Genomic DNA, 24,900 nt, shown 5'->3' on the forward strand with positions numbered 1-24,900 from the left:
TCATGACTGACGACGCAGCGACCTTGCACCCCAACGTTCCCGAAGGCACCCCCGTGCGCGTGCGCTTCTGCCCATCACCCACGGGCACCCCGCACGTGGGCCTGATCCGCACCGCCCTGTTCAACTGGGCGTGGGCGCGCCACACCGGCGGCACCCTGGTGTTCCGGATCGAGGACACGGACGCCGCCCGCGACTCCGAGGAGAGCTTCCAGCAGATCCTCGAAGCGCTCGGCTGGCTGGGCATCACGTGGGACGAGGGCGTGAACGTGGGCGGTCCCCACGAGCCCTACCGGCAGTCCCAGCGCGGCGAGATCTACCAGGACGTGCTCGCGCGCCTGGTGGATGCGGGCTACGTCTACGAGGACTTCTCGACCCCCGCAGAGGTCGAGCAGCGCCACCGCGACAGGGGCGAGGACCCGAAGCGCGGCTACGACAACTACGACCGCGACCTCACCGAGGAGCAGAAGGCCGCATACCGCGCCGAGGGCCGTCAGCCGGTGCTGCGGCTGCGCATGCCGGACGAGGACATCTCCTTCACGGACCTCGTGCGCGGGGAGATCACGTTCAAGGCCGGCTCCGTCCCGGACTTCGTGGTGGCCCGCGCCAACGGCAAGCCGCTCTACACACTCGTGAACCCGGTGGACGACGCCCTGATGGGTATCACCCAGGTGCTGCGCGGCGAGGACCTGCTCTCCTCCACCCCGCGCCAGATCGCCCTCTACCGGGCGCTGATGGGCATCGGCGTTGCCGAGTTCATTCCCGAGTTCGGCCATCTGCCCTACGTCATGGGCGAGGGCAACAAGAAGCTGTCCAAGCGGGATCCGGAGTCCAATCTTTTCCTGCACCGGGACAACGGGTTCATCCCCGAGGGCCTGCTGAACTACCTGGCCCTGCTCGGCTGGTCCCTGTCCGCGGACGAGGATATCTTCACGGTCGAGCAGCTCGTGGCCAACTTCGACATCCACGACGTCCTGGCCAACCCCGCGCGCTTCGATGTCAAGAAGGCCACGGCGATCAACGGCACGCATGTGCGCATGCTGGACCCGCAGGACTTCCGGGACCGCCTGATCCCGTACCTGCGCGCGGCAGACCTGGTGGGGGAAACCCTCACCGCGCGGCAGAACGAGATCCTCGACCTCGCCGCACCGCTCGTCCAGGAGCGCATGAACCTGCTCGGGGAGACAGAGGGCCTGCTCGGGTTCCTGTTCCGCGCGGACGACGAGATCGTCGTGGCCGAGGACGCCGCCAAGCAGCTCAAGGACAGCGCACCCCAGGTCCTCGACGCCGCCGTCGCCGCGCTCGAGCCGCTCACGGAGTTCACCGCCGCGAGCATCGAGGAAGCCCTGCGCGAGGCCATCGTGGACGGCCTCGGCATCAAGCCGCGCCTGGCATTCGGCCCCGTGCGCACCGCGGTGTCAGGCCGCCGCATCTCGCCGCCGCTGTTCGAGTCCCTTGAGATCCTCGGCAAGGACTCCTCGCTGGCGCGGATCAGGGCCCTGCGGAACACGCTCGAGTCCTGAACCCGCCGCCGTCCTCCCACGACGGTGCGCGGCCGGGGGCCTCCTCCCGTGCGGAGGGGACCCCCGGGGCCCAGTTTGGCAGTCGCTCGGCACATGGGTATAGTTGTTGCTCGTTGCGCGGCACGGAGCAGTCGAGTCGGGTGACAGCCATTGGGATATGGTGTAATTGGCAACACAGCGGTTTCTGGTACCGCCGTTCTAGGTTCGAGTCCTGGTATCCCAGCGATTCTTCCTCGTGAATGGAGACGTTCGCGAGTGTGAGAACACCGTTCTGTTGAGCCTGACACGGCGAATTGGAACAACACACCGTTGATGTTACTGTTTGGTGCGTCAACCGGGCCGCAGGAAAGTTCACGCGGCCCACGAAAAGTACATGGCCCCATCGTATAGCGGCCTAGTACGCCGCCCTCTCACGGCGGTAACGCGGGTTCGAATCCCGCTGGGGTCACGCGACACAAAACCCCGGTTTCCACGGAAGCCGGGGTTTTGTCATGTCCGGATTCCGCGGCGTTGTCGGCACTGCGCGCCGGCGGCATGCCGAGCTGCTGGCACAATGACCGTGTGAACACCCACGAGACCCCGGCCGTGCCGCTCATCGAGGCCCTGGAGGGCACGCGCGAGCTCCTGCGTTCAACCACCCTGCCACTGGCCACCGCCAGCGCGCCCCAGCAGCGAGAGGACGCCGCCCGCGCCGTCGCCCAGCTGGACGACTACGTGCTGCCCCGGGTGCGTTCCCTGGACGCGCCCCTGCTCGCCGTGGTCGGAGGCTCAACGGGGGCGGGGAAGTCCACGCTCGTCAACGCCCTCGTGGGCCACCCCGTGACCCGGTCCGGGGCGATCCGCCCCACCACACGCAGGCCGCTGCTGATCCACCACCCGAGCGACGCCGGGGCCTTCACCACCCAGCGCGTGCTGCCCCGTCTGGCCAGGGTGCACGGCACCGTGGTGGCCGCGGGGCACACGCCGCCCGCGGGGGAGTCGGGTGACGGGACCGTCGAGGACACCGGGTCCCTCGTGCTGCTCGCGGACACGAACATCCCCGAGGGGCTCGCGATCCTCGACGCCCCGGACGTGGACTCGATTTCCGACGACAACCGTGCGCTCGCCGCGCAGCTGCTCTCCGCAGCGGACCTGTGGCTGTTCGTCACCACCGCCAACCGCTACGCGGACGCCGTCCCGTGGCAGCTGCTGCGCAACGCCGCGGGCCGGGACATCACCGTGGCCGTGGTGTTGGACCGGGTGCAGGCTTCCTCCGCCAAGGAGATCGAGGATGACCTCCGGCGGATGCTGGACGAGGAGGGCCTCGGGGCCGCGCCGATCTTCGTGGTGACCGAGTCCCCGCTGAACGAGACCGGGATGCTTCCGGCGGCGGCGGTGGAGCCGGTGCGCGAGTGGCTCGAACGCCTCGGCGCGGACGCCCAGGCGCGCTCCGAGATTGCGGCGCGCACCCTCGGCGGAGCGGTGCGCGAGCTGGCGGACACCACCGAGCGCACCGGCGAGGCCGTCGCCGCGCAGCAGCGCACCGAGGAGCACCTGCGCCGGGAGGTGTCCACCTCCTTCGGCGAGGCGCTGCGGGCGATCGTGGACTCCACGCGGGACGGCACCCTGCTGCGCGGAGAGGTGCTCTCCCGGTGGCAGGACTTCGTGGGGACCGGCGAGTTCTTCCGCAGCCTGGAGGCCGGGATCGGCCGGGTGCGGGACCGGATGACCGCGTTCTTCAAGGGCCAGCCGACGCCCGAGGTGCGGGTGGAGGAAGCCATCGAGACCGGGCTGCAGGCGGTGATCGTGGAGAACACGGCGCGCGCCGCGGAGTCCGCGGAGCGGCGCTGGCGGGACGAGCCGTCCGGGCAGGTGCTGCTCGCGGGACGGGACGCCTCCGCCCTGCCACCGGACTACCCCGAGCAGGTGGCCGAGAGCATCCGCGCCTGGCAGTCAGACGTGATGCTCATGATCCAGCAGGAGGGTGCGGGTAAGCGGACGCGTGCGCGGGCGATGTCCCTGGGCGTGAACGCCCTGGCCGTGATCCTGATGATCGCCGTGTTCTCGACCACCGGAGGGCTCACGGGACTGGAGGTCGGGATCGCCGGCGGCTCCGGTGTGGTGGGCATGAAGCTGCTCGAGGCCGTCTTCGGTGAGGACGCCGTGCGCCGCATGAGCGACCAGGCGCGCAGCAACCTTGAGTCCCGCATCCAAGGCCTTCTGGACCAGCGCGCCAAGCTCTTCCTGGACTCCATCGACGAGCTGGGGGAGCACCCCACCGCCCAGGAGCTGCATGCTGCGGCCGAGCTCGTGCGCCGGGAGAGTGAGGCCCTGTGAGCCCCCGTTCCCGGAACGAGACGGTAAGCCTGTCCGAACGGATCGAGGGGCTCGCACGGGCCACCGAGATCGCGGAGGGCCGCCTGGACGCGGACGTGGTGCAGCGGGCCCGGCACACGCTCGACACGGCCGGGCAGCGGCGTGCGCTGTCCGCGGACCACACGGTGGTGGGGTTCTTCGGCGCCACAGGCTCCGGGAAGTCCACGCTGTTCAACGCCGTGGCTGGCCAGGAGCTGGCCCGCGCAGCGGCACGCAGGCCCACGACGTCGAAGCCCCTGGCCGCCATCTGGGGCGAGGAGGGCAGCCAGCCGCTGCTGGACTGGCTTGACGTGGCCGACCGCCGGGTGGTGGGCCCCGCACTCAGCGTCTCCACCGGCAGCGGGCGGCGGGCGAGCACAGCGCAGGGTGGGCTCGTGCTGCTGGACCTGCCGGACTTCGACTCGGTGACCAGTGAGCACCGCCAGATCGTGCAGCGCATGGTGGGCCTGGTGGACGTGGTCGTGTGGGTCGTGGACCCACAGAAGTACGCGGACGCCGTGCTGCACCAGGACTTCGTGCAGCCGCTCGCCCGGCACGGGGCGGTGACCATGGTGGTGCTCAATCAGGCGGACCGGCTCGCGGAACGGGACGTGCCGGGCGTGCTCGCCTCGCTCACGGACCTCGTGCGCCAGGACGGGCTGCCCGCCACGGGGCAGAGCGCACCCGTGGCGGTCTCGGCCGCCACGGGACAGGGCATCGAGTTTCTGCGCGAGCGCATCCACGCGGTGGCCGCGGGGCGTGCGGCGGCGGGGCAGCGGCTCGAGACGGACGTGCAGCACGCCGCCCGGGAGCTCGCGGATGCCGCGGGACAGGGCGATCCGCACGGCATCGACAAGGCGGCGGGCGAACGGCTCACCGAGGGGCTCGCGCGCGCCGGGGGGATCGAGATGGTCGCGGACGCCGCTGCCCGCTCCTACCGGTTGAGGGCGGGCAGGCACACCGGGTGGATCGCCACCCGCTGGCTCTCCCGGTTCCGCAAGGACCCGCTCAAGCGCCTGCACATCGAGAGCCACGAGAAGACTTCCGACCCCGGGGTGCACCACACTTCGGTACCCGCGATGGACGCCTCCCGCAGGGCGGCAGCGGACTCCGCAGTGCGCGGCTTCGCGGACGAGGTCTCCGCCGGGGCCGGCGAGCCGTGGCGGCGCAGCGTCAGGGCCGCTGCACGCACCAACGAGCACCGCCTGCCGGACACGCTCGACCAGGCCGTGGCCCGCACGAAGTTTTCGGCCCACCGCTCGTCGTGGTGGTGGCTTGCCTTCGACCTCCTGCAGTGGCTCGCGATGCTCGTCACGGTGCTGGGCCTGCTGTGGCTGCTCGGGCTGTTCCTGGCCCAGTACTTCCAGATCCAGCTGCCGCCCTCGCCCACGGTCCAGGACTTCCCGCTGCCGGTGCCCACGCTGATGGTCCTCACCGGTGTGGTCCTCGCACTGTTCCTCGCGCTCACGGGTGCGGTGCTCGCGTCCCTTGCGTCCCGCGTCCACGCCTCGGGGGTGCGACGACGCCTGCTGCGCTCGGTGCGGGAGGCAGCCACCGAGTCCGTGGAGGCACCGGTGCGCCGCGAGCTCGAGGCGCACCGGGAGTTCGCGGACGCCGTGGCGCGGGCGGGGCTCACGTCGCGCTGACGCGCACCGCCTCACTGAGCTGACGGGCGGCCTGGACCACGACATCCGCGTGCTTCTGTCCGGGCTGCTTGGACAGCCTCTCGATGGGGCCGCTGATGGACACGGCCGCGATCACCCTCCCGGAGGGGCCCCGCACGGGAGCCGAGACCGAGGCGATGCCCGGCTCGCGCTCGCCGATCGACTGCGCCCAGCCGCGACGTCGCACCCCGGCGAGCGTGGTTGCGGAGAACCGGGCGTGCTGCAGGCCCTCGATGAGCCGTGCGTGGTCTTCCCACGCCACGAGCACCTGGGCGGCGGAACCGGCCTTCATGGACAGCTGGGTGCCCACGGGAATCGTGTCCCTCAGCCCGATCGGGCGTTCCGCGGACGCGACGCACACGCGCCACTCGCCCTGGCGGCGGAAAACCTGCGAGGACTCGCCGGTGCTGTCCCGCAGCTGCAGCAGCACCGGGGCGGCCGCGGAGATCAGCCGGTCCTCGCGTGCCGCGGAGGCGAGCTCCACGAGCCGCGAGCCGAGGACAAAACGGCCCTGCACGTCCCTGCCCACGAGCCGGTGGTGGGCCAGTGCGACGGCCAGGCGGTGCGCCGTCGGGCGCGCGAGACCGGTGGCGTCCACGAGGTCCGCGAGCGAAGCCGGGCCTGCCTCGAGCGCGTCGAGGATCAGGGAGGCCTTGTCGATCACGCCCACGCCGGATGGTGAGAAGGAGGACTCCTCCTGCATGGCGGTGCCGGTGCCCCGGCCGCCCAGCGGAGAGCCCAGGGGAGCGCCGGACGGATCCATGGCGTGTGTCGTGTCCATTTTCTGATACTGCCGTCTCAGAATTCGAGAAGCAAGTTCGCGGAGTGGAACTGGTGCCCGGCAGCGGTGACGATGGTGCGAAAGGACGCCTCCGGCACCCGGAGCGCCACGGGCAGCCGCCCGCCACCGGGGCGCCGCAGCAAGAACAGGAGAGACGAGATGACGACGACCGCCGTGACCACCCCGCCGCGGACCCTCGCCGAGAAGGTCTGGAACGACCACCTGGTGCGCCAGGGCGAGGCGGGACGCCCGGACCTCATCTACATCGACCTCCACCTGCTCCACGAGGTCACGAGCCCGCAGGCCTTCGAGGGGCTGCGGCTGGCCGGGCGCGGCCTGCGCCGCACGGACCTCACGATCGCCACCGAGGACCACAACACCCCCACCGAGAACATTTTCTCGACCATCGCGGACGAGACCTCCCGCAAGCAGATCGAGACGCTGCGGCGCAACTGCGAGGAGTTCGGCGTGCGCCTGCACTCCCTGGGGGACTCCGAGCAGGGCATCGTGCACGTGGTGGGCCCCCAGCTGGGTCTGACGCAGCCGGGGATGACCGTGGTGTGCGGGGACTCCCACACCTCCACGCACGGCGCATTCGGCGCGCTGGCGTTCGGCATCGGCACCTCCGAGGTGGAGCACGTGATGGCCACGCAGACGCTCTCCCTGGCCCCGTTCAAGACCATGGCCATCAACGTGGAAGGGACGCTGAAGCCCGGCGTCAGCTCCAAGGACATCATCCTGGCCGTGATCGCCAAGATCGGCACGGGGGGCGGTCAGGGCCACGTGCTCGAGTACCGCGGCTCGGCGATCCGCTCGCTGTCCATGGAAGCGCGCATGACCATCTGCAACATGTCCATCGAGGCCGGCGCCCGCGCGGGGATGATCGCCCCGGACGAGACCACCATGGACTACGTCCAGGGCCGCCCGCACGCCCCGCAGGGCGAGGACTGGGACGCCGCCGTCGAGTACTGGCGCACGCTGCATACGGACGAGGGCGCGGCGTTCGACCGCGAGGTGTTCATCGACGCGGACGAGCTCGAGCCGTTCGTCACCTGGGGCACCAACCCCGGCCAGGGCGTGCCGCTGTCGCAGCCCGTCCCGGACCCGGAGGAGGTCGGGGACGACAACGCGAAGGACGCGGCGCGCCGCGCCCTGGAGTACATGGGCCTCGAGGCGGGCACCCCCATGAAGGAGATCCCGGTGGACACCGTGTTCCTGGGCTCGTGCACCAACTCCCGGATCGAGGACCTGCGCGCCGCCGCGGAGATCGTCAAGGGTCGCCGCAAGGCCGAGAACGTGCGCATGATGGTGGTCCCGGGCTCTGCCAGGGTTCGGCTGCAGGCCGAGGCGGAGGGCCTCGACCGGGTCTTCCGCGAGTTCGGCGCGGACTGGCGCTTCGCGGGATGCTCCATGTGCCTCGGCATGAACCCGGACCAGCTGGCCCCGGGGGAACGGTGCGCTTCCACGTCCAACCGCAACTTCGAGGGTCGGCAGGGCAAGGGTGGGCGCACCCACCTGGTCTCGCCCGTGGTCGCCGCGGCCACGGCCGTGCGCGGCACGCTCAGCGCGCCGTCGGACCTCGAGCCCGCCGGCGCCGCGGCGCCCGTGCCGTCCGGCCTCCAGCCCATGGCCTGAGCTCCGCAGCCCCGACCACCGCACCAGCTACTGAAGGACACCGCCATGGAGAAGTTCTCCACCCACACCGGCGTGGCCGCGCCGTTGAAGCAGTCCAATGTGGACACGGACCAGATCATCCCCGCCGTCTTCCTCAAGCGCATCACCAAGACCGGCTTCGAGGACGCCCTGTTCGCCGGGTGGCGCAAGAATCCGGACTTCGTGCTCAACCGCCCCGAGTACGAGAACGCCTCCGTGCTGGTGGCCGGCTCGGACTTCGGCACGGGCTCCTCCCGCGAGCACGCCGTCTGGGCGCTGCGGGACTACGGTTTCAAGGCCGTCATCTCCTCGCGCTTCGCGGACATATTCCGCGGCAACTCCGGCAAGCAGGGGCTGCTCGCGGCGCAGGTGGAGCAGTCGGACGTGGAGCTGCTGTGGAAGCTCATGGAGGAGCAGCCGGGCATCGAGGTCCGCGTGGACCTGGAGTCCCGCACCGTCACGTGCGGGCCGGTGACCGTGCCGTTCCAGATCGACGACTACACGCGCTGGCGGCTCATGGAGGGCCTGGACGACATCGGGCTGACCCTTCAGCAGGAGGAGGACATCGAGGCCTACGAGCGCACCCGCCCAGCGTTCAAGCCCACCACGCTGCCCGCTCGAACCTGAGCGGTGACTGGACCGGGGCCCGCCGCGAGTCGGTAGAATGTCGAGGTCTCGTGCGCGTTCCGCGTGCGGGCGACGCTTCCCCAGATCGGTAGGTCATGACTTCTCTGCGCATCACCGGCGGCGTGCCGCTGTCGGGTCAGGTGACGGTACGCGGCGCCAAGAACCTCGTTCCGAAGGCCATGGTGGCCGCACTCCTCGGGTCCACGCCGTCCACGCTCGGCAACGTGCCCGAGATCAAGGACGTCGAGGTCGTCACGGACCTGCTCGCGCTGCACGGCGTGGACGTCACGCGTGACGACGCCCTCGGGCAGCTCACTCTCGATCCAACCAATGTCACGCGCGCCCGACACTCGGACATCGACGCCCACGCCGGGGACTCCCGGATCCCGATCCTGCTGTGCGGACCCCTGCTGCACGCGCTCGGTGAGGCCTTCATCCCCGATCTCGGCGGCTGCCGGATCGGGGACCGGCCCATCAACTACCACCTTGAGGTGCTGCGCAACTTCGGCGCCAAGGTGGACAAGCTCGACTCCGGCATCCGGATGAGCGCCCCGCACGGGCTGCAGGGCGCGAAGATCGACCTGCCGTACCCGTCCGTGGGTGCCACAGAGCAGGTGCTGCTGACCGCCACGCGCGCGGAGGGCCACACCGAGCTGCGCGGAGCGGCCACCGAGCCCGAGATCATGGACCTGATCGCCATCCTGCAGAAGATGGGTGCGCTCATCACGGTCCAGACAGACCGTGTGATCCGCATCGAGGGTGTCCCCGAGCTCACGGGCTATGTGCACAGCGCGCTGCCGGACCGCATGGAGGCGGCGTCGTGGGGCTCAGCGGCGCTCGCGACCGGCGGCGACATCTTCGTGGCCGGCGCCAAGCAGGCGGACATGATGACGTTCCTGAACACCTTCCGGAAGGTGGGCGGCGGGCTGGACATCCGCGAGGACGGCATCCGCTTCTACCACCCCGGCGGGGACCTGAACCCGCTGATCGTGGAGACGGACGTGCACCCCGGTTTCATGACCGACTGGCAGCAGCCGCTCGTGGTGGTGCTGACCCAGGCCAAGGGCGTGTCGATCGTCCACGAGACGGTCTACGAGAACCGCTTCGGCTTCACCCGCGCGCTCAACCGCATGGGATCCGTCATCCAGCTGCACCGCGAGTGCCTGGGCTCCGTGCCCTGCCGCTTCGGGCAGCGCAACTTCCTGCACTCCGCCGTGATCTCCGGACCCACGCCTCTGCACGCCACGGACATCCACATCCCGGACCTGCGTGGCGGCTTCTCGCACCTGATCGCCGCGCTGACCGCCGAGGGCGTGTCCCAGGTGACGGGTGTGGAGCTTATCAAACGCGGTTACGAGCACTTCACCGACAAGCTCGACGGGCTCGGCGCGAACTTCGTCGTCGAGGAGTCGTGACGCCGCGGCGTCGTCGGCGCCCCGAACCTGCGTTGGCCGACGTGGCCCACGAAGCATCCCACAGCGGCCAGCGCCTCCCCGGGAGACGGCGCCTGCTGCCCACCGAGGAGTGGATGAACCCATGAGCAGGACCTCCCAGCGCCGCGTGTTCCGCGTGCTGGCGGGCATGGTGATCCCCGTCTACCGGGCGCTCGCCGTGCCGCGCTGGAGCGGGCAGGAGAACTTCCCCGCGCAGGGCGGCTTCGTGGTGGTGGCCAACCACCTCACGGAGATCGACCCCATCACCGTGGCGTACCCCGTCTACAAGGCCGGGATCATGCCGCGGTTCCTTGCCAAGGAATCCCTGTTCCGCGTCCCCGTGATGGGCTCCGTGATCCGGCGGACCGGCCAGGTTCCCGTGTACCGCGGCACCTCGCGGGCCAAGGACTCCCTGGTGGCCGCGCGCGCGGAGCTGGACAGTGGCGGCGCGATCATCGTGTACCCGGAGGGCACCATCACGAGGGACCCGGGCATGTGGCCCATGCGTGGTCGCACCGGTGCAGCCCGCCTGGCGCTGGAGACGGGTGTTCCCGTGGTGCCGATGGCGCACTGGGGGGACCAGGAGATCCTGTACCGGGATCCGCAGGGACACCGCACGTTCAGTGCGTGGCCCCCCAAGAGGGTCACGGGTGTCATCGGCGAGCCGCTTCGTGCACAGGATCTCGTGCCCGGCGGGCTCGTACGTTCCGGTCACCCGTCCCCCGAGGAGCTCGGGCGCGCCACCGAGGTGATCATGGCCGCCGTCACCAGACTCACGGGCGAGCTGCGCGGCGAGACCCCGCCGCCGGAGCCCTTCGACCCCCGCCGTGGCGCGGCGCGGCAGCCGGGAGCAGTGACCGCTGGCGCGGCGTCGATGGACGTGGCTGGCACGGCCGGCGACGGCGCCTCGCCCGCAGAGACCCGTCTCGCCTCGGACGCGGCGCCCGGCAGCGCACCCGCTCCAGACCCGGGCGCCCCGCTCGGGAACGCCGGCGGGAGCGTGGCACCGTGACACGTACCGACGGGACACCTCCCGCCACCTCCGCCACCGTGCCGCGCTCCGAGGCTGGACCCGCCAAGATCACCGTGCTGGGCGCCGGGTCGTGGGGCACCACCTTCGCGAAGGTCCTCGCCGACGCCGCCGCGGACGCCGGTGCCGAGCGCACCGTGTGCCTGTGGGGCCGTTCCCCTGAGGCAATGGCCACCCTCTCCCGCGAGCACCGCAACGAGCGCTACGTGCCGGGCGTGGACCTGCCGGAGGGGCTCGAGTACTCGAGCGACCTCCCGGCGGCCCTGGAGGGTGCGGGACTCGTGGTCGCCGCGATCCCCGCCCAGTCGCTGCGCGCGCAGCTGACGGTGGCCGCCCCGCACCTGGACCCGGACGCCGTCGTGCTGTCCCTCGCCAAGGGGCTGGAGTCCACCACGGGTCTGCGCATGACCGAGGTGATCGCGCAGGTGCTCGGCGCGCACGCGGCCGGTTCGCAGGAGGAGTGGGCAGGGCGCACCTGTGTGCTCTCCGGACCGAACCTCGCCATGGAGATCGCTCGGGAGGAGCCCACGGCGTCGGTCGTGGCCGCCCCGGAGCACGGGACCGCGGCATGGGTCGCCCTTTGCTGTGCCGCCCCGTACTTCCGTCCGTACACCAACGCGGATGTGGTGGGCACGGAGATCGGCGGACTCGTGAAGAACGTGATCGCCCTGTGCGTGGGGATCTGCGACGGTCGCGGCTACGGGGACAACTCGAAGGCCTCCGTGATGACGCGCGGTCTCGCGGAGACCACCCGGCTGGCTCTCGCACTGGGCGGGGACCTCACCACGCTGTCAGGGCTCTCCGGCATGGGTGACCTCGTGGCCACATGCTCCTCGTCCCTGTCCCGCAACCGCACCGCCGGCAGGCTCCTGGGGGCGGGCCTCACGCTCGCCCAGGTGCAGGACGCCATGACCCAGACCGCCGAGGGCATCACCTCGGCGCCCGCCGTCCTCACCCTCGCGCAGCGCCACGGCGTGGACATGCCCATCACGGACGCCGTCGTGAGCGTGCTGCGCGACGGCGCCCCGGTGGACGAACTGGCCCCCAAGCTGCTGGGCCGAGACCTGAAATCCGAAGGGAATACCGCATGAGCACCAGCCACGAGACCGCCGAGGCCACCGCGCAGGGCGAGAGGCCGTGCGTGGCGGTCGTGTTCGGTGGCCGCTCCTCCGAGCACTCCGTGTCCCTCATCACCGCCCGGTCCGTGCTACGCGCGATCGACCGGGACAAGTGGGACGTCGTGAGCGTGGGGATCTCCCGGGACGGCGCATGGTTCCTGTTCTCACAGGAGGAGCTGGAGGCGCTGCTGGAGGAGACGCCCCTGGCGCAGCTGCCGGTCGGGGAGCGCCGTGTGAGCCTTCCCCTGCAGGCCGGCGACAACCGCCTGCTGATCCACGACTCCGGCGAGTTCGGGGCACCGCTCACGAGGGGTCGCCACGTGGACGCCGTCTTCCCCCTGCTGCACGGGCCGTTCGGCGAGGACGGCACCCTCCAGGGGATGCTCGAGCTCGCGGACCTGCCCTACGTGGGGTGCGGTGTCGCCGCCTCCGCGATCGGCATGGACAAGCACTTCATGAAGATCGCTTTCGAGGCCGCCGGGCTCGAGGTGGGCCCCTACACGGTGGTCCCGGACCGGATGTGGCGCACGGACCGTGAGGGTGTGCGCGAGCGGATCGAGGCGCTGGGGTTCCCGGTGTTCGTGAAGCCGGCGCGCGCGGGATCGTCCTTCGGCATTACACGGGTGGACGAGATGTCGCAGCTGGACGCCGCCATGGAGACGGCGCGGGAGCACGACCTGAAGGTCGTCGTCGAAGCGGGCCTCGAGGGCCGGGAGATCGAGTGCGCCGTCCTGGGGGATCACGGGACGGAGCCCGCTCGCGCGTCCCTGCCCGGGGAGATCGAGGTCCAGGGCCACGACTTCTACGACTTCGACGCCAAGTACGTGGAGGACGACGGCGCCACCCTCTCCTGCCCCGCACGGCTGCCGGACGAGGTGATCAAGACCCTGCGCCGCGACGCCGTGCGGGCCTTCAACGCCGTGGACGGTGAGGGACTCGCTCGCTGCGACTTCTTCGTCACTGCGGACAACCGCGTGGTCATCAATGAGATCAACACCATGCCCGGCTTCACGCCCATCTCCATGTACCCCCGCATGTGGGCCGCGAGCGGGCTGGAGTACAGCGAGCTGATCGACGAGCTCATCACGCTCGCGCTCGAACGGCCCGTGGGGCTGCGCTGAGCGAGTGACCCCCCCTGCGCGGCGGGTCCGGCGTCCGCGTTCGGTCGCGTTCCTCTGCTCCTGCGCCCCGGAACATCCTGACCCGGTGACGTGAGCGCCGGGTCAGGACTGTCCCTGCTGCTCCAGGGTGTCCTTGACGGAGAGGCACTGGCGGGTCTGGGGAACGCTCTGCACGGCGGACCCGGTGTCCACCAGTGCCGTGGAGGAGGGCACTCGGCTTCCGTCGAAGAGCACCTCCGTGGCGGGGGAGCGCCCGTAGGTCACGGCGCGCCACTGGTCCTTCTGGTCCTCGACCTCGGAGATCAGCCAGTCCACGCCGTTGACGTTGGTGCACGGGTCCGTGGTGGGGCCCGGCTCGTCCACCCCGCAGCGCACGATCATCGCGGAGGGGTCCCCGTACGCGGTGGTCCCCTGGCTGGACGTCTCGCGGCGGTCTAGGTCGCTGACGACGTCAGGCATCGCCAGCATCACCGAGGCGCACTGCGGGTCCGTGGCGTGCGGGGCGCTCTCCACGGTCACGCTCGATCCGCAGCCCGTGAGTGCGAGCGTTCCGGCGACGAGCGCGCCGAGCCCCGCCGTGCGGCGTCGTGCCCGCGAGGACGCCGCGCCGCGAGCAGGGTGCCCGGTCGTCCGGGCCGTGCCCGGAAGCCTCTCCCCGAGGGGCCTGGTGCCGCGGAAGCGCCGCGAGGCCGGGAGCCCCGTGTCCTGCGCCTGAACCTGCGCGTCGTCCTGAACACGGGCCCGAACCCCGACCGATTTCCGGAACGACGGGCGGCGGTGTGGGGAGGGGAGAACCATGGCATCCAGGATAGGCGGTGGAGCGGGCGCGTAATGCGCGTCGGAGGGTGTGGCTAGGGTGAGACGTATGACGCACGAGTCCGCGACACCGCCGGGGGCCACCGTGTCCCAGGTGAGTGAGTCGCAGCTGCTGCGGGCGTTCCTGCCCGTCGCCACCACGCACGGCCCGCACGTGCTCACCGGACCGGGGGACGACTGTGCCGTGGTGGCCACACCCGGTGGCAGAGTGGTCGTCACCACGGACACGCTGACCGCGGGGCAGGACTTCCTGGCGGTGTGGCCCAGCGGAGACCGCACCACGGGCTGGGACCTCGGCCGCAAGTGCGCGGCGCAGAACCTTGCGGACGTGGCGGCCATGGGTGCCACGCCCACCGCGGTCGTCGTCTCCCTCACCCTGCCCGGGGACACCCCGGTGCAGTGGGTCACGGACTTCGCCGACGGTCTCTCCCGCGCGTTCGAGGAGCTTGGTGCCACGGAGTGCGCCCTCGTGGGAGGGGACCTCGGGCGAGGCCGGGAGCTCTCGGTCACCGCCACCGTGCTGGGACGCTGCGAGCTGGCCCCTGTGCTGCGCGGCGGCGCCGGGGGCGGGGGAACGCTCGTGCACACCGGCGTGCTCGGCCACGCCGCCGCGGGGCTCGACGCCCTCCTGACGCCCGTGCCCGGCCGGTGGGACGAGGTGCCCGGGGAGCTGCGCAGGACTCTGAGCGCGGCCCAGTTGCGACCCCGCCCACCGGTGGGCAGCGGGGTCGAGCTCGCCCGTGCCGGGGCCACCGCCATGCTGGACGTCTCGGACGGCCTGCTGCGGGACGCCCGAAGGATCGCCGAGGCCAGCGGGGTGCACATCGACCTCGATCCCACCGCACTGGAGGCCGCTCTGGCGCAGCTGGAGCCGGCGGCGTGGGTCGTGGGCACGGACCCGTGGCAGTGGCTGCTCACCGGCGGTGAGGACCACGGTCTGCTCGCCGTGCTGCCTGTGGATTCCCCTCTGCCCCCGGAGGTCCGTGCGATAGGCTCGTGTGCGCCCGCGGCCCCCGCGCGGGCCCGGTCCGGCAGTTCAGCGCCGGCGGGTTGCGACGCGCGCGGGCAGCATCGCGAGGGCCCGGCCGTCACGATCGCGGGACAGTCCCCGAGGCAGTGGTTCGGGTTCGACGTCGTTGAAGGATGGGATCATTTTGAGCCGTAAGCCCGGATCGTCCACCGAAGAGGTGCGCAGCTGGCTCGACGCCGCCCATCGCGGTCTGTGCGATCACGCGGACGTGCTGGACAACCTCAACGTCTTTCCTGTCGCGGACGCGGACACCGGGGCAAACCTCAGCGTCACCCTGGGCCACGCCGCGCAGGCCGCCCACCTGATCGAGGGCAGGGACGTCGGGGAGCTGCTGCTCTACGCGGGCCAGGCCGCCCTTGAGGAGGCACGGGGCAACTCCGGGATGCTGGCGGCCCTGACGCTCACCGCCATGGGCCACGCCGTGGAGGGCAGCGTGCGGCTGACCGCGGAGCAGCTCAGGGATGCCTTCACGGCGGCCAGGGTCCGTTGCTCCTCCGCCCTCACAGACCCCGTGCCCGGCACCATGCTCTCCGTGCTGCAGGCCGCCGGTGAGGTGCCCCTCCCGGACACGAGCGCCGAGGGCTCGAACCAGCAGCTCGTCGAGTGGCTGGACCTCATGCTGGCCTCGTGCGCTCAGGCGGTCGTGGACACCGTGGAGCAGATCCCCGTGCTCACCGAGCGCGGTACGGTGGACTCCGGTGCCCTCGGCATGCTCGTGATCCTCGCTACCCTGCGGGCGGAGCTCGGCGGGGACGAGGGTTTCGAGGACCCCGTGACCGCGATCGTGCGCCAGCACGCGCTTCCACTGACGAGCGAACCCCAGGATCAGCTGGAAGGCTGGGAGGTCATGGGCACCATGGACCTGCCCGCCCTGGACGCCGCAGAGCTGCGCCATGAGCTGGACGACGCCGGTGACAGCGTCATCGTCAGCGCCGTGAGCGAGCAGGAGGACGGCTACACGTGGCGCGTCCACGTGCACGTCACGGACCCGGAGACCGCCCTGGAGCTGATGCGACGCCGCGGCAAGGCCCGCAACGTCACGGTTACCTCCCTCGCGGTGGAGCCCCGGTGACCGCCCGCGGGGGTGCCGGTGTCAGCGCCTTCGCCGGGGTCCTCGACCAGCCGCTGACCCGCTACGTCCCCGGCTCCTCGCCGCGCTCCACCGTGGCCCTGCTCGAGAAGGAGCTGGGCATCACCACGGTGGGCCAGCTGCTGGACCACGCCCCGCGGCGCTACATCAGGCGCGGGAAGATCCAGGCCCTCTCGGAGCTCGTGGCGGGGGAGCGGACCTCGTTCGTGGCGCGGGTGGAGAGCTCGAGCACCCGACGGATGCGCAGCGACCCGCGCCGAAGTCTCACGGACGTGGTCGTCTCGGACGACACGGGTGCGAGCCTGAAGATCACGTTCTTCAACGCCTACTCGGCCCAGAAGGACCTTTCCGTGGGCTCACTGGCCCTGTTCACGGGCAAGCCCGAGTTCTACCGCGGCACGCTGTCCATGGCCGGGGCGGACTACGCCCCCGTGGACACGCCCGAGTCACTCGACCGTTCGCCGGACGGCGAGCTGCTGCCCATTCCGGTCTACCCGGAGACGGCCAAGCTCACGACGCCGCGGATCGCGAAGGTGGTCCACCAGGTCCTGCTCACCGCGGACCTCGACTCCCTCGTGGACCCGCTGCCGTCGGAGGTGGTGGTTGTGGAGAAGCTGCCGCCCCCGGGCGACGCCTACCGAGACCTGCACCGGCCCGACTCCGTGGCCGCGTACGAGTCCGCTCAGCGCCGCTTCCGCTTCCAGGAGGCGTTCGTGCTGCAGGCCGAGCTGCGCCGTCGCCGTGCCGAGCACGCCTCGCACCCGGTGGACCCGCGCCCCGTTCTGGCGGACGGCATCCTCGCACGCTTCGACGCCGGTCTGTCGTTCGACCTCACCCGCGGCCAGCGCAAGGTGGGGGAGCAGATCGCGGCAGAGCTCGCGGGCACCGCGCCCATGAACCGCCTGCTGCAGGGTGATGTGGGCTCCGGCAAGACGGTGGTGGCGCTGCGGGCCATGCTGCAGGTGGTGGACAGCGGCGGTCAGGCGGCCATGCTCGCGCCCACCGAGGTGCTCGCCACCCAGCACCACGAGAAGATCACCCGTGCCCTTGGCCCGCTGGCCATGCCGGGCAGGCTGGGCGGGGACGAGCACGCCACCGAGGTCACGCTGCTCACCGGGAGCATGGGCGCCACGGCCCGGCGCAAGGCGCTGCTGGACATCGCGAGCGGTGCCGCCGGGATCGTCGTGGGCACCCACGCCCTGATTCAGGAGGCCGTCCAGTTCGCGGACCTCGGACTGGCCGTGGTGGACGAGCAGCACCGCTTCGGCGTGGAGCAGCGGGATGCCCTGCGGGACAAAGCGGGCCAGAGCCCCCACACCCTCGTGATGACGGCCACCCCCATCCCGCGCACCGTGGCCATGACCGTCTTCGGCGACCTGGACGTCAGCACGCTGCGGGAGCTGCCGGGTGGGCGCCGCCCGATCGAGACCCACGTGGTGGGTCTCGCGGAGCACGGCCCTGCGTGGGAACGCCGGGTCTGGGAGCTCGCCGCTGAGCACGTGGCCAACGGCCGCCAGGTCTACGTGGTGGCGCCGAAGATCGGCGACGACGCCGCGGTGCCGTCATTCACGAGTCTGCGGGAGTCCCTGGAGACCCAGGAGGACGAGCCGGAGGCCGCTACGGTCACGTGGCTCGCCGAGCTGGTTGCGGCGCGGCCGGAGTTGCGCGGTGCTTGCGTGCGGGTGCTGCACGGACGCCAGGAGACCCAGGACAAGGCCCGGACCATGGCGCAGTTCGCGGAGGGGGACGTGGACGTGCTCGTCTCCACCACCGTGGTGGAGGTCGGGGTGGACGTCCCGAACGCCACCCTGATGGTCGTGGTGGACCCGGAGCGCTTCGGGATCTCCCAGCTGCATCAGCTACGCGGGCGGATCGGGCGCGGGGAGCACGCGAGCACGTGCCTGCTCGTGACCCGCGTGGCACCGGACCACCCGTCCCGCGCGCGCCTGGACGCCGTGGCCGCGACCACGGACGGCTTCGAGCTCGCCGAGGTGGACCTGCGGCTGCGCCGGGAGGGCGACATCCTGGGTGCCTCCCAGTCCGGTGGCCGCTCCGGCTTGCGCTGGGTGGGGGTGCTGCGCGACGAGGCCCTGGTGGCCCGCGCCCGCACCGCCGCCGAGGCCGTGGTGGCCGAGGACCCGCAGCTCACCAACCACCCGCACCTGCGCGAGGCGATCGCCCGCGTGCTGGACGAGGACCGAGAAGCATTCCTGGAGCGAGGATGACACGCATCATTGCCGGCCGTGCCGGTGGCCAGCGCCTGAAGTCCGTACCGGGCTCCGCGACCCGACCGACCACGGACCGGGTCAAGGAGTCCCTGTTCGCGCGCCTGGACGCGTGGGGCATGTGCGACGGCGCCCGCGTCCTGGACCTCTTCGCGGGCTCGGGGGCCCTCGGGCTCGAGGCTGCGAGCCGCGGGGCGGCGACCGTGACGCTCGTGGAGCGCGCGGGACCCGCCGCGCGGGTGTGCCGTGAGAACGCGGCGACCCTGGCGGCGTCGTGCCCGGACACCCACATCACCACGGTGCAGTCCTCAGTGGGCGGCTACCTGGGGCGCGCCCCGTTCCACCGCTGGGACCTCGTGCTCGTGGACCCGCCCTACCCCCTGGAGAACGACGAGCTGGTCCGCACCCTGTCCCTGCTCAGGGGCAGGCTCGGCCCGGGCGGCGTCGTCGTGGTGGAGCGCTCGGCACGTACCGAGGAGCCGGTGTGGCCGGCCGGGCTGCAGCGCTTCGAAGTCAGCAACCACGGCGAGACGCGGCTGTGGTACCTCGAGGCGGAGGACGACGCCGCGGCGGCTGAGTAGGCCCCGCCTCAGACGGTGGCCACCAGTCCCGCCATCGCACCGCGCAGCACGTCCGTGCGCTTGCAGAAGGCCAGGCGCAGCCAGTCCGAGTAGAGCCCGCGGTTGCCCGGGCCCACGAACGCGGACACGGGGATGCCCACCACGCCCACCGTCTCGGCCCAGTGGTGCGCGAGGCCTTCGGCGTCCTGCACCCCGGCCAGCGGGTAGAGGTCGCTGACGTCCGCGACGGCGAAGAACGTGCCTGCTGGCATCGGCGGGTTCAGCCCGGCGGCGTGCAGACCGGAAACCAGCACGTCCCGGCGCTCGCGGTAGTCCTCGAGCAGCCGCTCGTAGAACCCGGCGGGTGAGGTCAGCACGGACGCCACGGCGTGCTGCAGGGGCGCGGCGGCGCTGTGGGAGAGGTAGGTCTTCACGGCCGTCACCCCGCGCACGAGGTCCCGCGGGCCGCTGACCCAGCCCACGCGCCAGCCCGTGGCGGAGAACGTCTTGCCCGCCGAAGACACCGTGAGGGTGCGACCCGCAGCTCCCGGGAGTTGGGCAATGGGCTCGTGCGGCCCGTTGTAGCGCAGGTGCTCGTAGACCTCGTCGGTCAGGATGACGGCGTCGAACTCGGTGGCGAGCTCCACGAGCTGCTGCTTGAACTCCCGGGAGGCCACCGTGCCGGTGGGGTTGTGGGGGTCGTTGAGGACCACCGCGCGGGTGCGCGGGGAGAAGGCCGCGCGGACGTCGTCCGGATCCGGTACGAAGGTCGGCGGCAGCAGCGGAACGGGGACTGTGGTGGCCCCGGCGAACTCGACCACGGCACCGTAGAGGTCGTAGTGGGGCTCGAAGACGACCACCTCGTCCCCGGGCTGCAGCAAAGCCAGCAGGGCGGCGGTCATCCCCTCGGTGGCGCCGGCGCACACGGTCACCTGGCCGTCCGGGTCCAGGTCGAGTCCGTAGTGCTCGCGCTGGTGCGTGGCCACCGCCTCCCGCAGCGCGGGGACGCCCACGATCGGAGCGTACTGGTGGTGGCCGGCGTGCAGAGCGTCCACCGCGGCGGCCACCATCTCGGCCGGCGGGTCAAAGTCCGGGAAGCCCTGGCCCAGGTTCGCCGAACCCGTGCGGCGGGCCAGCGCGGTCATCTCCTCAAAGATCGTGGAGCGCAGCTGGCCGGAGGGATCCAGCAGGCCGCCGCCGGCAGCCATGCGCTGCCACGGTGCGGGGCGGCGGGGGTCCTCACCCGAGGAGCTCGCGGCGTTCGGTCGGTTCTGTGCGGTGCCGGTCATGGACCCAGTGTAGGAACCATCGGGGACACACCCGCATCGCCGGGCCACGGCTAGGGTGGTGCCATGAAACGCGCCATCTGCCCGGGGTCCTTCGATCCGCTGCACCTGGGACACTGCTCGGTAATCCGCCGTGCCGCCCGCCTCTTCGACGAGGTGGTCGTGGCGGTGTCCACCAACCCGCACAAGACCCACCGGTTCACGGAGCAGGAGAGGATCGCGCTGGTCCGCGAGGTCTTCGCGGACGAACCCGGCGTGGTGGTGGAGCCCCTGGAGTCCGGTCTGATCGCCGACTACGCGCAGCGACGGGAGGCCGTGGCCCTCGTCAAGGGGCTGCGCAACGGCGCGGACTACGACTACGAGCTGCCCATGGCCACCATGAACCGCTCGCTCACCGGCGTCGAGACGGTGTTCCTGCCGGGGGAACCCTCGCTGCTGCACGTGTCCTCCTCACTCGTGATGGAGGTCGCGGCACTCGGCGGAGACGTCTCCTCGTTCGTGCCGCCCCAGGTGCTGCACGCGATTCGCACCCGCTGAGTGCGCACCCGCCGGCCCTCGGACTGGCGGGCAACGACGCCGCGCGCCGCGGCCTCCCGTCTCGTCGGATCACGGGGACCTACGAAGGCGATGCTCGACGGGAACGTGGACGGCGACGTCGTCGTCCACGGGGAGGCGCGATGTGAACAGGGGCCCACCGCGTGCTAAGATGGTCTGTCGGCCAGTGTCGTACGCCAGGAGTTTCGTGAATCACCGCAACAGTTCATCCCTCGCATTCGGTGTCAGGGAGCTCGAACACCGCCCGGGGACCATGGAAACCCTGGACGTCGAGGTCCCCGCACCGAAGGATTTCGGGACGGCGCTCATCGGTTCCCCCGAGGGCGCGCCCATGGATCTGCAGCTGCGGCTGGAATCCGTCCACGACGGTATTCTGGTCAGCGGAACCGTGATCGTCAGTGTTCACGGGGAGTGCAGCAGGTGCCTCGACCCCATTGACTACGAACTACCGGTCGACGTGCAAGAGCTTTTCGTCTTCGAACCGTCCCCCAAGGGTGACGAGAACGTCGAGGACGAGCAAGTGTATGAGGTGACGGACGAGGAGATCGACCTCGAACCGATGCTTCGGGACGCAGTGATCACTCAGCTGCCGTTCCAACCGGTGTGCCGGGCCGACTGCCCGGGCCTGTGCGCCCAGTGCGGCGCACGGCTCGAGAACGACCCGGACCACCACCACGACGTGACGGATCCCCGCTGGTCCGCCCTGCAGGGGCTGCTGACCAAGCCGGATCAGGATGCCGACACGTCGGAGCCGACAACCGACACGAGAGAAGAGAGATAGCCGTGGCTGTTCCCAAGCGGAAAATGTCCCGTGCGAATACGCGGATGCGTCGTTCGCAGTGGAAGGCGCAAGCCCCCCAGCTGGTGAAGACCGTCGAGAACGGCAAGGTCAGCTACAGCCTGCCGCACCAGGCCAAGCTGGTCTCCGATTCCGCCGGCACCCCCTTGTTCTACGAGTACAAGGGTCGCAAGGTCGCTGACGCGTAACGTGGCAACGTTGCCGGATTCCGGCGAACTGCTTGAGCGTCTCGGTGTCGATATCGACACCGAGACGCTTCGCATTGCGCTGACGCACCGTTCCTACGCCTACGAGCACACCGGGGAGTTGCACAACGAGCGCCTGGAGTTCCTGGGCGACGCCGTCCTGCAGCTCGCCGTGACGGACGAGATCTACCACCGCTACCCGGACTGGGACGAGGGGCGGCTCGCCAAGCTGCGGGCCTCCGTGGTCTCGGCCCGGGCGCTGGCCGGTGTGGCCCGCACCCTCGGTCTGGGCCCGCACATCCGCCTGGGCAAGGGAGAGATCCGCACCCACGGCAACGAGAAGGCGTCCATCCTCGCGGACACCACGGAGGCCGTGATCGGAGCCGTGTACGAGTCCCAGGGGCCCGTTCCCGCGCGCGACCTCGTGCTGCGCATGATGGTCCCGCTGCTGGAGGACACCCGCGTGCTGCACGAGGGCAAAGACTGGAAGACCCAGATCGTCGAGCTGGTCGCCCAGCACGGCCTGGGCACCGTCCGCTACGAGGTCAAGGGCACCGGCCCGGACCACGAGCGCCACTTCACCGCCGACGCCGTGGTGAACGGCGAGGTGCTCGGCCACGGCGAGGGCACCTCCAAGAAGGCCGCCGAGCGCGCCGCCGCTGCCGCCGCGTGCGAGACGATCGCCGCCCGCTTCCCCTCGAAGAGCTGAGGCCTCCGTGCCCGAGCTGCCCGAGGTGGAGGTGGTGCGCCGCGGCGTCGAGCGGTGGATCGTGGGTCGGACGATCGACTCCGTGCAGGTTTTCGACGCGCGGTCACTGCGCCGCTACACGGCAGGCGTGCTGGACTTCCAGGAGAGCCTGACCGGGCTCACGGTGGACGCCGCGCAGCGCCGCGGGAAGTTCCTGTGGCTGCCCGTGCGCGCCCCCTCCGAAGCCGAGCCCTCCCGCGCGCTGCTCGTGCACCTGGGGATGAGCGGGCAGCTGCTCGTCGCCTCCGCGGATCAGCCGGCCCCGCGCCACGAACGGATCAGGCTGGGACTCTCACCCGCTGTGGCCTCAGACGGTTCTCCGCTGCCCGAGCAGGCACGGTTCGTGGACCAGCGGATCTTCGGCGGGATGCTCCTGGACCCGCTCGTCCCCAGCGCTGATGGCCAGGGCACCATCCCGGAGCACGCCTTCCACATCGCCCGTGATCCGCTGGACCCGCTCTTTGACGTCGACGCGTTCCACGCCGCCCTGCGACGACGCCGCACGGGGTTGAAGCGCGCCCTGCTGGACCAGGGGCTCATCTCCGGGATCGGCAACATCTACGCGGACGAGGCACTGTGGGCTGCCCGGCTGCACTGGGCTGCACCCACGGAGACCATGACCGCACCGCGCACGCGGGAACTCGTGGAAGCCTGCCAGCAGGTCATGCGTCGTGCCCTGGACGCGGGCGGCACGAGCTTCGACTCGCTGTACGTCAACGTGAACGGCGAGTCGGGCTACTTCGCCCGGTCCCTGAACGCCTACGGCCGTGCGGGGGAGCCGTGCCACCGCTGCGAGGAGGCCGGCCTCGACGGCGTCATCGTGCGCGAGAAGTTCGCGAACCGGTCCTCGTACCGCTGCTCGCGGTGCCAGCGGAAGCCGCGGCGGGCGCGGCCGTAGAAGCTGGTCAGTAGACGGTCTTCGTCGTGGTGACAGACACGCCGGAACAAGAGAACGGCGGGCGGCCCCGGAAGGGGACCGCCCGCCGTCGTCGTCTCCGCAGCCAGGAGACGGGGAACCTACCGGTCCCGCACGCTCTGCAGGTCCGTGGTCACGCCGCTGTCCTTGGCCTCCGAGGCCACAGAGGAGTCCTCCGCGCGGGCGCGCTGGTCGTCAGCCACTTCCTCCACGCGGTCGAGGGACGTGGAGCCGGTGTCCCTGCTGGGGCGTGGGTGGTCCTTGTAGTACGCCGCGAGCCGCGCAAAGCCCTCGTCCAGGCTCACGGACGGCGTCCAGTCGAGCAGCTCGCGCGTCTCGCGCTGGTCGAACCAGTGCGCGGTCGACATCTGCTCGGCGAGGAACTCGGTCATGGGCGGCTCGTCGTCCCCGCCACGGAACCTCGCGGGGATGTGCGGCCAGACCTTCTCGATCATGCGGCCCGCGAAGCGCGCCACGCCGCCCGGGATCGACCGCGTGGGAGCGGGGACGTCCGCGGCGGCGCACATGCGGGCCACGAGCTCGCCCACGGGGCGCGGTTCGCCATTGGTGACCACGAGCGCGCGGCCGTGCACGGCGTCGATCCGCTCGAGCGCGCGCACGATCGCCTCGGACGCGTTGTCGATGTAGGTGGTGTCGATCATCGCGGCGCCGTGGTCCAGGTCCGGCATGCGTCCGGCGGCCGCACGGTCCACCACGCGCTCCACGAGCTGCGTGTCCCCGGGACCCCACACGATGTGCGGGCGCACCGCGGCCACCTTGAGCTCGCGCTGGCCGTCCATGCTCAGAGCCAGCAGCTCGGCCGCGGCCTTGGAGCGGGCGTAGTTGCCGCGGGCCTTTTCCGGGTTGGCGGGCTCCGCACCCGCGCCCTCGATGGAAACGCCCTCGTGCGCCACGGACGGGGAGGACACGAACACCACGTTGTGCACCCCGGCGTTCTGCGCCTGGCACAGCAGCACGCGCGTGCCGGTCACGTTCACGCGCACGAACTCGGACCACTCGCCCGTGAAGGAGACCTTCGCGGCGAGGTGGATGACGTCGTCCACGCCGTCGAGCGCGCGGGCCACGTCCTCGGGTTCGGTCACCGAGCCCAGCACCTCGTCCACGCCCTCGCGCTCGGCCACCGCGGCGTGGCCGCGCTGGAACACGCGCACCTTCCAGCCGCGCGCGAGCAGGACGCGGGCGACGTCGCCGCCGAGCATCCCGGACGCGCCCGTCACCAGGGCGGTGCGGCCGGTGCCGTCCAGGGTGCCCTGCGTGGCGGTGGCGCCGTCGCGCTCGGGGTCCGCGATCTGGACGGAACCCGCCACGCGGTCTGCGCTGGCCGGGGTGGAGTCCGTGCGGGGCGGCTCCGGGTCGGCGGGACGGGGGTCAGCGGCGCGGTGGCGGCC

Annotated in this window: 22 protein-coding genes and 2 tRNA genes; 20 read left to right on the top strand and 4 right to left on the bottom strand. The window is 71.3% G+C overall.

Annotated elements, in window-relative coordinates:
* The first annotated feature begins 2 nt into the window (after positions 1-2).
* The 5 genes from gltX to B3G12_RS11680 all read left to right on the top strand — a co-directional run bounded on the left by gltX (position 3) and on the right by B3G12_RS11680 (position 5,500).
* The gene (gene gltX, locus B3G12_RS11660) at positions 3-1,520 is read left to right on the top strand and encodes a glutamate--tRNA ligase (RefSeq protein ID WP_144942512.1); all 1,518 of its coding nucleotides are present in this window, start codon (positions 3-5) and stop codon (positions 1,518-1,520) included.
* A gap of 151 nt (positions 1,521-1,671) precedes the next feature.
* Positions 1,672-1,743 (top strand) — tRNA-Gln (locus B3G12_RS11665).
* Positions 1,744-1,895: 152 nt separating this feature from the next.
* Positions 1,896-1,968, top strand: a tRNA-Glu gene (locus B3G12_RS11670).
* An 86-nt stretch (positions 1,969-2,054) separates the two neighbouring features.
* Positions 2,055-3,836 (top strand): dynamin family protein, encoded by a 1,782-nt coding sequence (locus B3G12_RS11675; RefSeq protein ID WP_144942683.1) that lies wholly within the window; start codon positions 2,055-2,057, stop codon positions 3,834-3,836.
* Positions 3,833-5,500 (top strand): GTPase, encoded by a 1,668-nt coding sequence (locus B3G12_RS11680; RefSeq protein ID WP_290500479.1) that lies wholly within the window; start codon positions 3,833-3,835, stop codon positions 5,498-5,500. Before B3G12_RS11675 ends, B3G12_RS11680 begins: the two co-directional genes overlap by 4 nt.
* Here the strand turns inward: B3G12_RS11680 and B3G12_RS11685 are convergent.
* Positions 5,487-6,299 (bottom strand): IclR family transcriptional regulator, encoded by an 813-nt coding sequence (locus B3G12_RS11685; protein WP_144942514.1) that lies wholly within the window; start codon positions 6,297-6,299, stop codon positions 5,487-5,489. The genes B3G12_RS11680 and B3G12_RS11685 overlap by 14 nt on opposite strands.
* 159 nt (positions 6,300-6,458) lie before the next feature.
* Here B3G12_RS11685 and leuC point away from each other — a divergent pair, with 159 nt between their 5' ends.
* The 6 genes from leuC to B3G12_RS11715 all read left to right on the top strand — a co-directional run bounded on the left by leuC (position 6,459) and on the right by B3G12_RS11715 (position 13,281).
* The gene (gene leuC, locus B3G12_RS11690; protein WP_144942515.1) at positions 6,459-7,934 is read left to right on the top strand and encodes a 3-isopropylmalate dehydratase large subunit; all 1,476 of its coding nucleotides are present in this window, start codon (positions 6,459-6,461) and stop codon (positions 7,932-7,934) included.
* A 45-nt stretch (positions 7,935-7,979) separates the two neighbouring features.
* A complete protein-coding gene (gene leuD / locus B3G12_RS11695; protein WP_144942516.1) occupies positions 7,980-8,579 on the top strand; it encodes a 3-isopropylmalate dehydratase small subunit in 600 nt (199 codons plus the stop codon).
* A 95-nt stretch (positions 8,580-8,674) separates the two neighbouring features.
* Entirely contained in the window at positions 8,675-9,994 is a 1,320-nt protein-coding gene (gene murA / locus B3G12_RS11700) for a UDP-N-acetylglucosamine 1-carboxyvinyltransferase (protein WP_144942517.1), read from the top strand.
* A gap of 121 nt (positions 9,995-10,115) precedes the next feature.
* The gene (locus B3G12_RS11705; protein WP_145009366.1) at positions 10,116-11,024 is read left to right on the top strand and encodes a lysophospholipid acyltransferase family protein; all 909 of its coding nucleotides are present in this window, start codon (positions 10,116-10,118) and stop codon (positions 11,022-11,024) included.
* Positions 11,021-12,133, top strand: coding sequence for an NAD(P)H-dependent glycerol-3-phosphate dehydrogenase (locus B3G12_RS11710; RefSeq protein WP_414672756.1), 1,113 nt, complete (start codon positions 11,021-11,023; stop codon positions 12,131-12,133). The genes B3G12_RS11705 and B3G12_RS11710 overlap by 4 nt, the downstream gene beginning before the upstream one ends.
* On the top strand, positions 12,130-13,281 hold the full coding sequence (locus tag B3G12_RS11715; protein WP_144942519.1) for a D-alanine--D-alanine ligase family protein: 1,152 nt from the start codon (positions 12,130-12,132) through the stop codon (positions 13,279-13,281). Before B3G12_RS11710 ends, B3G12_RS11715 begins: the two co-directional genes overlap by 4 nt.
* 102 nt (positions 13,282-13,383) lie before the next feature.
* On the opposite strand, the gene B3G12_RS11720 is transcribed toward B3G12_RS11715, so the two are convergent.
* Entirely contained in the window at positions 13,384-13,800 is a 417-nt protein-coding gene (locus B3G12_RS11720) for a DUF3515 domain-containing protein (protein ID WP_244944675.1), read from the bottom strand.
* 346 nt (positions 13,801-14,146) lie between these two features.
* Here B3G12_RS11720 and thiL point away from each other — a divergent pair, with 346 nt between their 5' ends.
* Genes thiL through rsmD form a run of 4 tightly spaced genes read left to right on the top strand, consistent with a single transcriptional unit; the run spans position 14,147 to position 19,023 of the window.
* Positions 14,147-15,262, top strand: coding sequence for a thiamine-phosphate kinase (thiL, locus tag B3G12_RS11725; protein WP_290500484.1), 1,116 nt, complete (start codon positions 14,147-14,149; stop codon positions 15,260-15,262).
* Complete coding sequence (locus tag B3G12_RS11730) at positions 15,252-16,199, top strand: DAK2 domain-containing protein (RefSeq protein WP_290500485.1); 948 nt, start codon at positions 15,252-15,254, stop codon at positions 16,197-16,199. The genes thiL and B3G12_RS11730 overlap by 11 nt, the downstream gene beginning before the upstream one ends.
* The gene (locus B3G12_RS11735) at positions 16,196-18,442 is read left to right on the top strand and encodes an ATP-dependent DNA helicase RecG (RefSeq protein ID WP_290500487.1); all 2,247 of its coding nucleotides are present in this window, start codon (positions 16,196-16,198) and stop codon (positions 18,440-18,442) included. Before B3G12_RS11730 ends, B3G12_RS11735 begins: the two co-directional genes overlap by 4 nt.
* A complete protein-coding gene (gene rsmD / locus B3G12_RS11740) occupies positions 18,439-19,023 on the top strand; it encodes a 16S rRNA (guanine(966)-N(2))-methyltransferase RsmD (protein WP_145009356.1) in 585 nt (194 codons plus the stop codon). Before B3G12_RS11735 ends, rsmD begins: the two co-directional genes overlap by 4 nt.
* An 8-nt stretch (positions 19,024-19,031) precedes the next feature.
* Here rsmD and B3G12_RS11745 read toward each other — a convergent pair whose 3' ends face one another.
* Positions 19,032-20,210 (bottom strand): aminotransferase class I/II-fold pyridoxal phosphate-dependent enzyme, encoded by a 1,179-nt coding sequence (locus tag B3G12_RS11745; RefSeq protein WP_145010310.1) that lies wholly within the window; start codon positions 20,208-20,210, stop codon positions 19,032-19,034.
* A 144-nt stretch (positions 20,211-20,354) separates the two neighbouring features.
* On the opposite strand from B3G12_RS11745, the gene coaD reads away from it, so the two are divergent.
* From coaD to mutM, 5 genes are all read left to right on the top strand, one after another.
* A complete protein-coding gene (gene coaD / locus B3G12_RS11750) occupies positions 20,355-20,825 on the top strand; it encodes a pantetheine-phosphate adenylyltransferase (RefSeq protein ID WP_144942524.1) in 471 nt (156 codons plus the stop codon).
* A 205-nt stretch (positions 20,826-21,030) separates the two neighbouring features.
* Positions 21,031-21,624: a YceD family protein gene (locus tag B3G12_RS11755; protein WP_144942687.1), complete on the top strand. Its 594-nt coding sequence runs from the start codon at positions 21,031-21,033 to the stop codon at positions 21,622-21,624.
* Between the two features lie 2 nt (positions 21,625-21,626).
* Positions 21,627-21,830 carry a 50S ribosomal protein L32 gene (rpmF, locus tag B3G12_RS11760; protein WP_094394193.1) on the top strand — a complete coding sequence of 68 codons (204 nt, stop codon included), beginning with the start codon at positions 21,627-21,629 and terminating at the stop codon, positions 21,828-21,830.
* Position 21,831: 1 nt separating this feature from the next.
* The gene (gene rnc / locus B3G12_RS11765; protein ID WP_290500490.1) at positions 21,832-22,536 is read left to right on the top strand and encodes a ribonuclease III; all 705 of its coding nucleotides are present in this window, start codon (positions 21,832-21,834) and stop codon (positions 22,534-22,536) included.
* A 7-nt stretch (positions 22,537-22,543) separates the two neighbouring features.
* Complete coding sequence (gene mutM / locus B3G12_RS11770; RefSeq protein WP_290500491.1) at positions 22,544-23,473, top strand: bifunctional DNA-formamidopyrimidine glycosylase/DNA-(apurinic or apyrimidinic site) lyase; 930 nt, start codon at positions 22,544-22,546, stop codon at positions 23,471-23,473.
* Between the two features lie 119 nt (positions 23,474-23,592).
* Here the strand turns inward: mutM and B3G12_RS11775 are convergent, their stop codons facing one another.
* Complete coding sequence (locus tag B3G12_RS11775) at positions 23,593-24,756, bottom strand: NAD-dependent epimerase/dehydratase family protein (protein WP_260983365.1); 1,164 nt, start codon at positions 24,754-24,756, stop codon at positions 23,593-23,595.
* Positions 24,757-24,900: the final 144 nt, after the last annotated feature.

The organism is Kocuria sp. UBA5001 (assembly GCF_002398425.1).
Classification (GTDB): domain Bacteria; phylum Actinomycetota; class Actinomycetes; order Actinomycetales; family Micrococcaceae; genus Kocuria; species Kocuria salsicia.

What these genes read in the sequence shown, in the direction of transcription:
- gltX (WP_144942512.1), top strand. Translation starts at nt 3, where the DNA reads ATGACTGACGACGCAGCGACCTTGCACCCCAACGTTCCCGAAGGCACC.
- B3G12_RS11675 (WP_144942683.1), top strand. Translation starts at nt 2,055, where the DNA reads ATGCCGAGCTGCTGGCACAATGACCGTGTGAACACCCACGAGACCCCG.
- B3G12_RS11685 (WP_144942514.1), bottom strand. Translation starts at nt 6,299, where the DNA reads ATGGACACGACACACGCCATGGATCCGTCCGGCGCTCCCCTGGGCTCT.
- leuC (WP_144942515.1), top strand. Translation starts at nt 6,459, where the DNA reads ATGACGACGACCGCCGTGACCACCCCGCCGCGGACCCTCGCCGAGAAG.
- leuD (WP_144942516.1), top strand. Translation starts at nt 7,980, where the DNA reads ATGGAGAAGTTCTCCACCCACACCGGCGTGGCCGCGCCGTTGAAGCAG.
- murA (WP_144942517.1), top strand. Translation starts at nt 8,675, where the DNA reads ATGACTTCTCTGCGCATCACCGGCGGCGTGCCGCTGTCGGGTCAGGTG.
- B3G12_RS11705 (WP_145009366.1), top strand. Translation starts at nt 10,116, where the DNA reads ATGAGCAGGACCTCCCAGCGCCGCGTGTTCCGCGTGCTGGCGGGCATG.
- B3G12_RS11715 (WP_144942519.1), top strand. Translation starts at nt 12,130, where the DNA reads ATGAGCACCAGCCACGAGACCGCCGAGGCCACCGCGCAGGGCGAGAGG.
- thiL (WP_290500484.1), top strand. Translation starts at nt 14,147, where the DNA reads ATGACGCACGAGTCCGCGACACCGCCGGGGGCCACCGTGTCCCAGGTG.
- rsmD (WP_145009356.1), top strand. Translation starts at nt 18,439, where the DNA reads ATGACACGCATCATTGCCGGCCGTGCCGGTGGCCAGCGCCTGAAGTCC.
- B3G12_RS11745 (WP_145010310.1), bottom strand. Translation starts at nt 20,210, where the DNA reads ATGGCTGCCGGCGGCGGCCTGCTGGATCCCTCCGGCCAGCTGCGCTCC.
- coaD (WP_144942524.1), top strand. Translation starts at nt 20,355, where the DNA reads ATGAAACGCGCCATCTGCCCGGGGTCCTTCGATCCGCTGCACCTGGGA.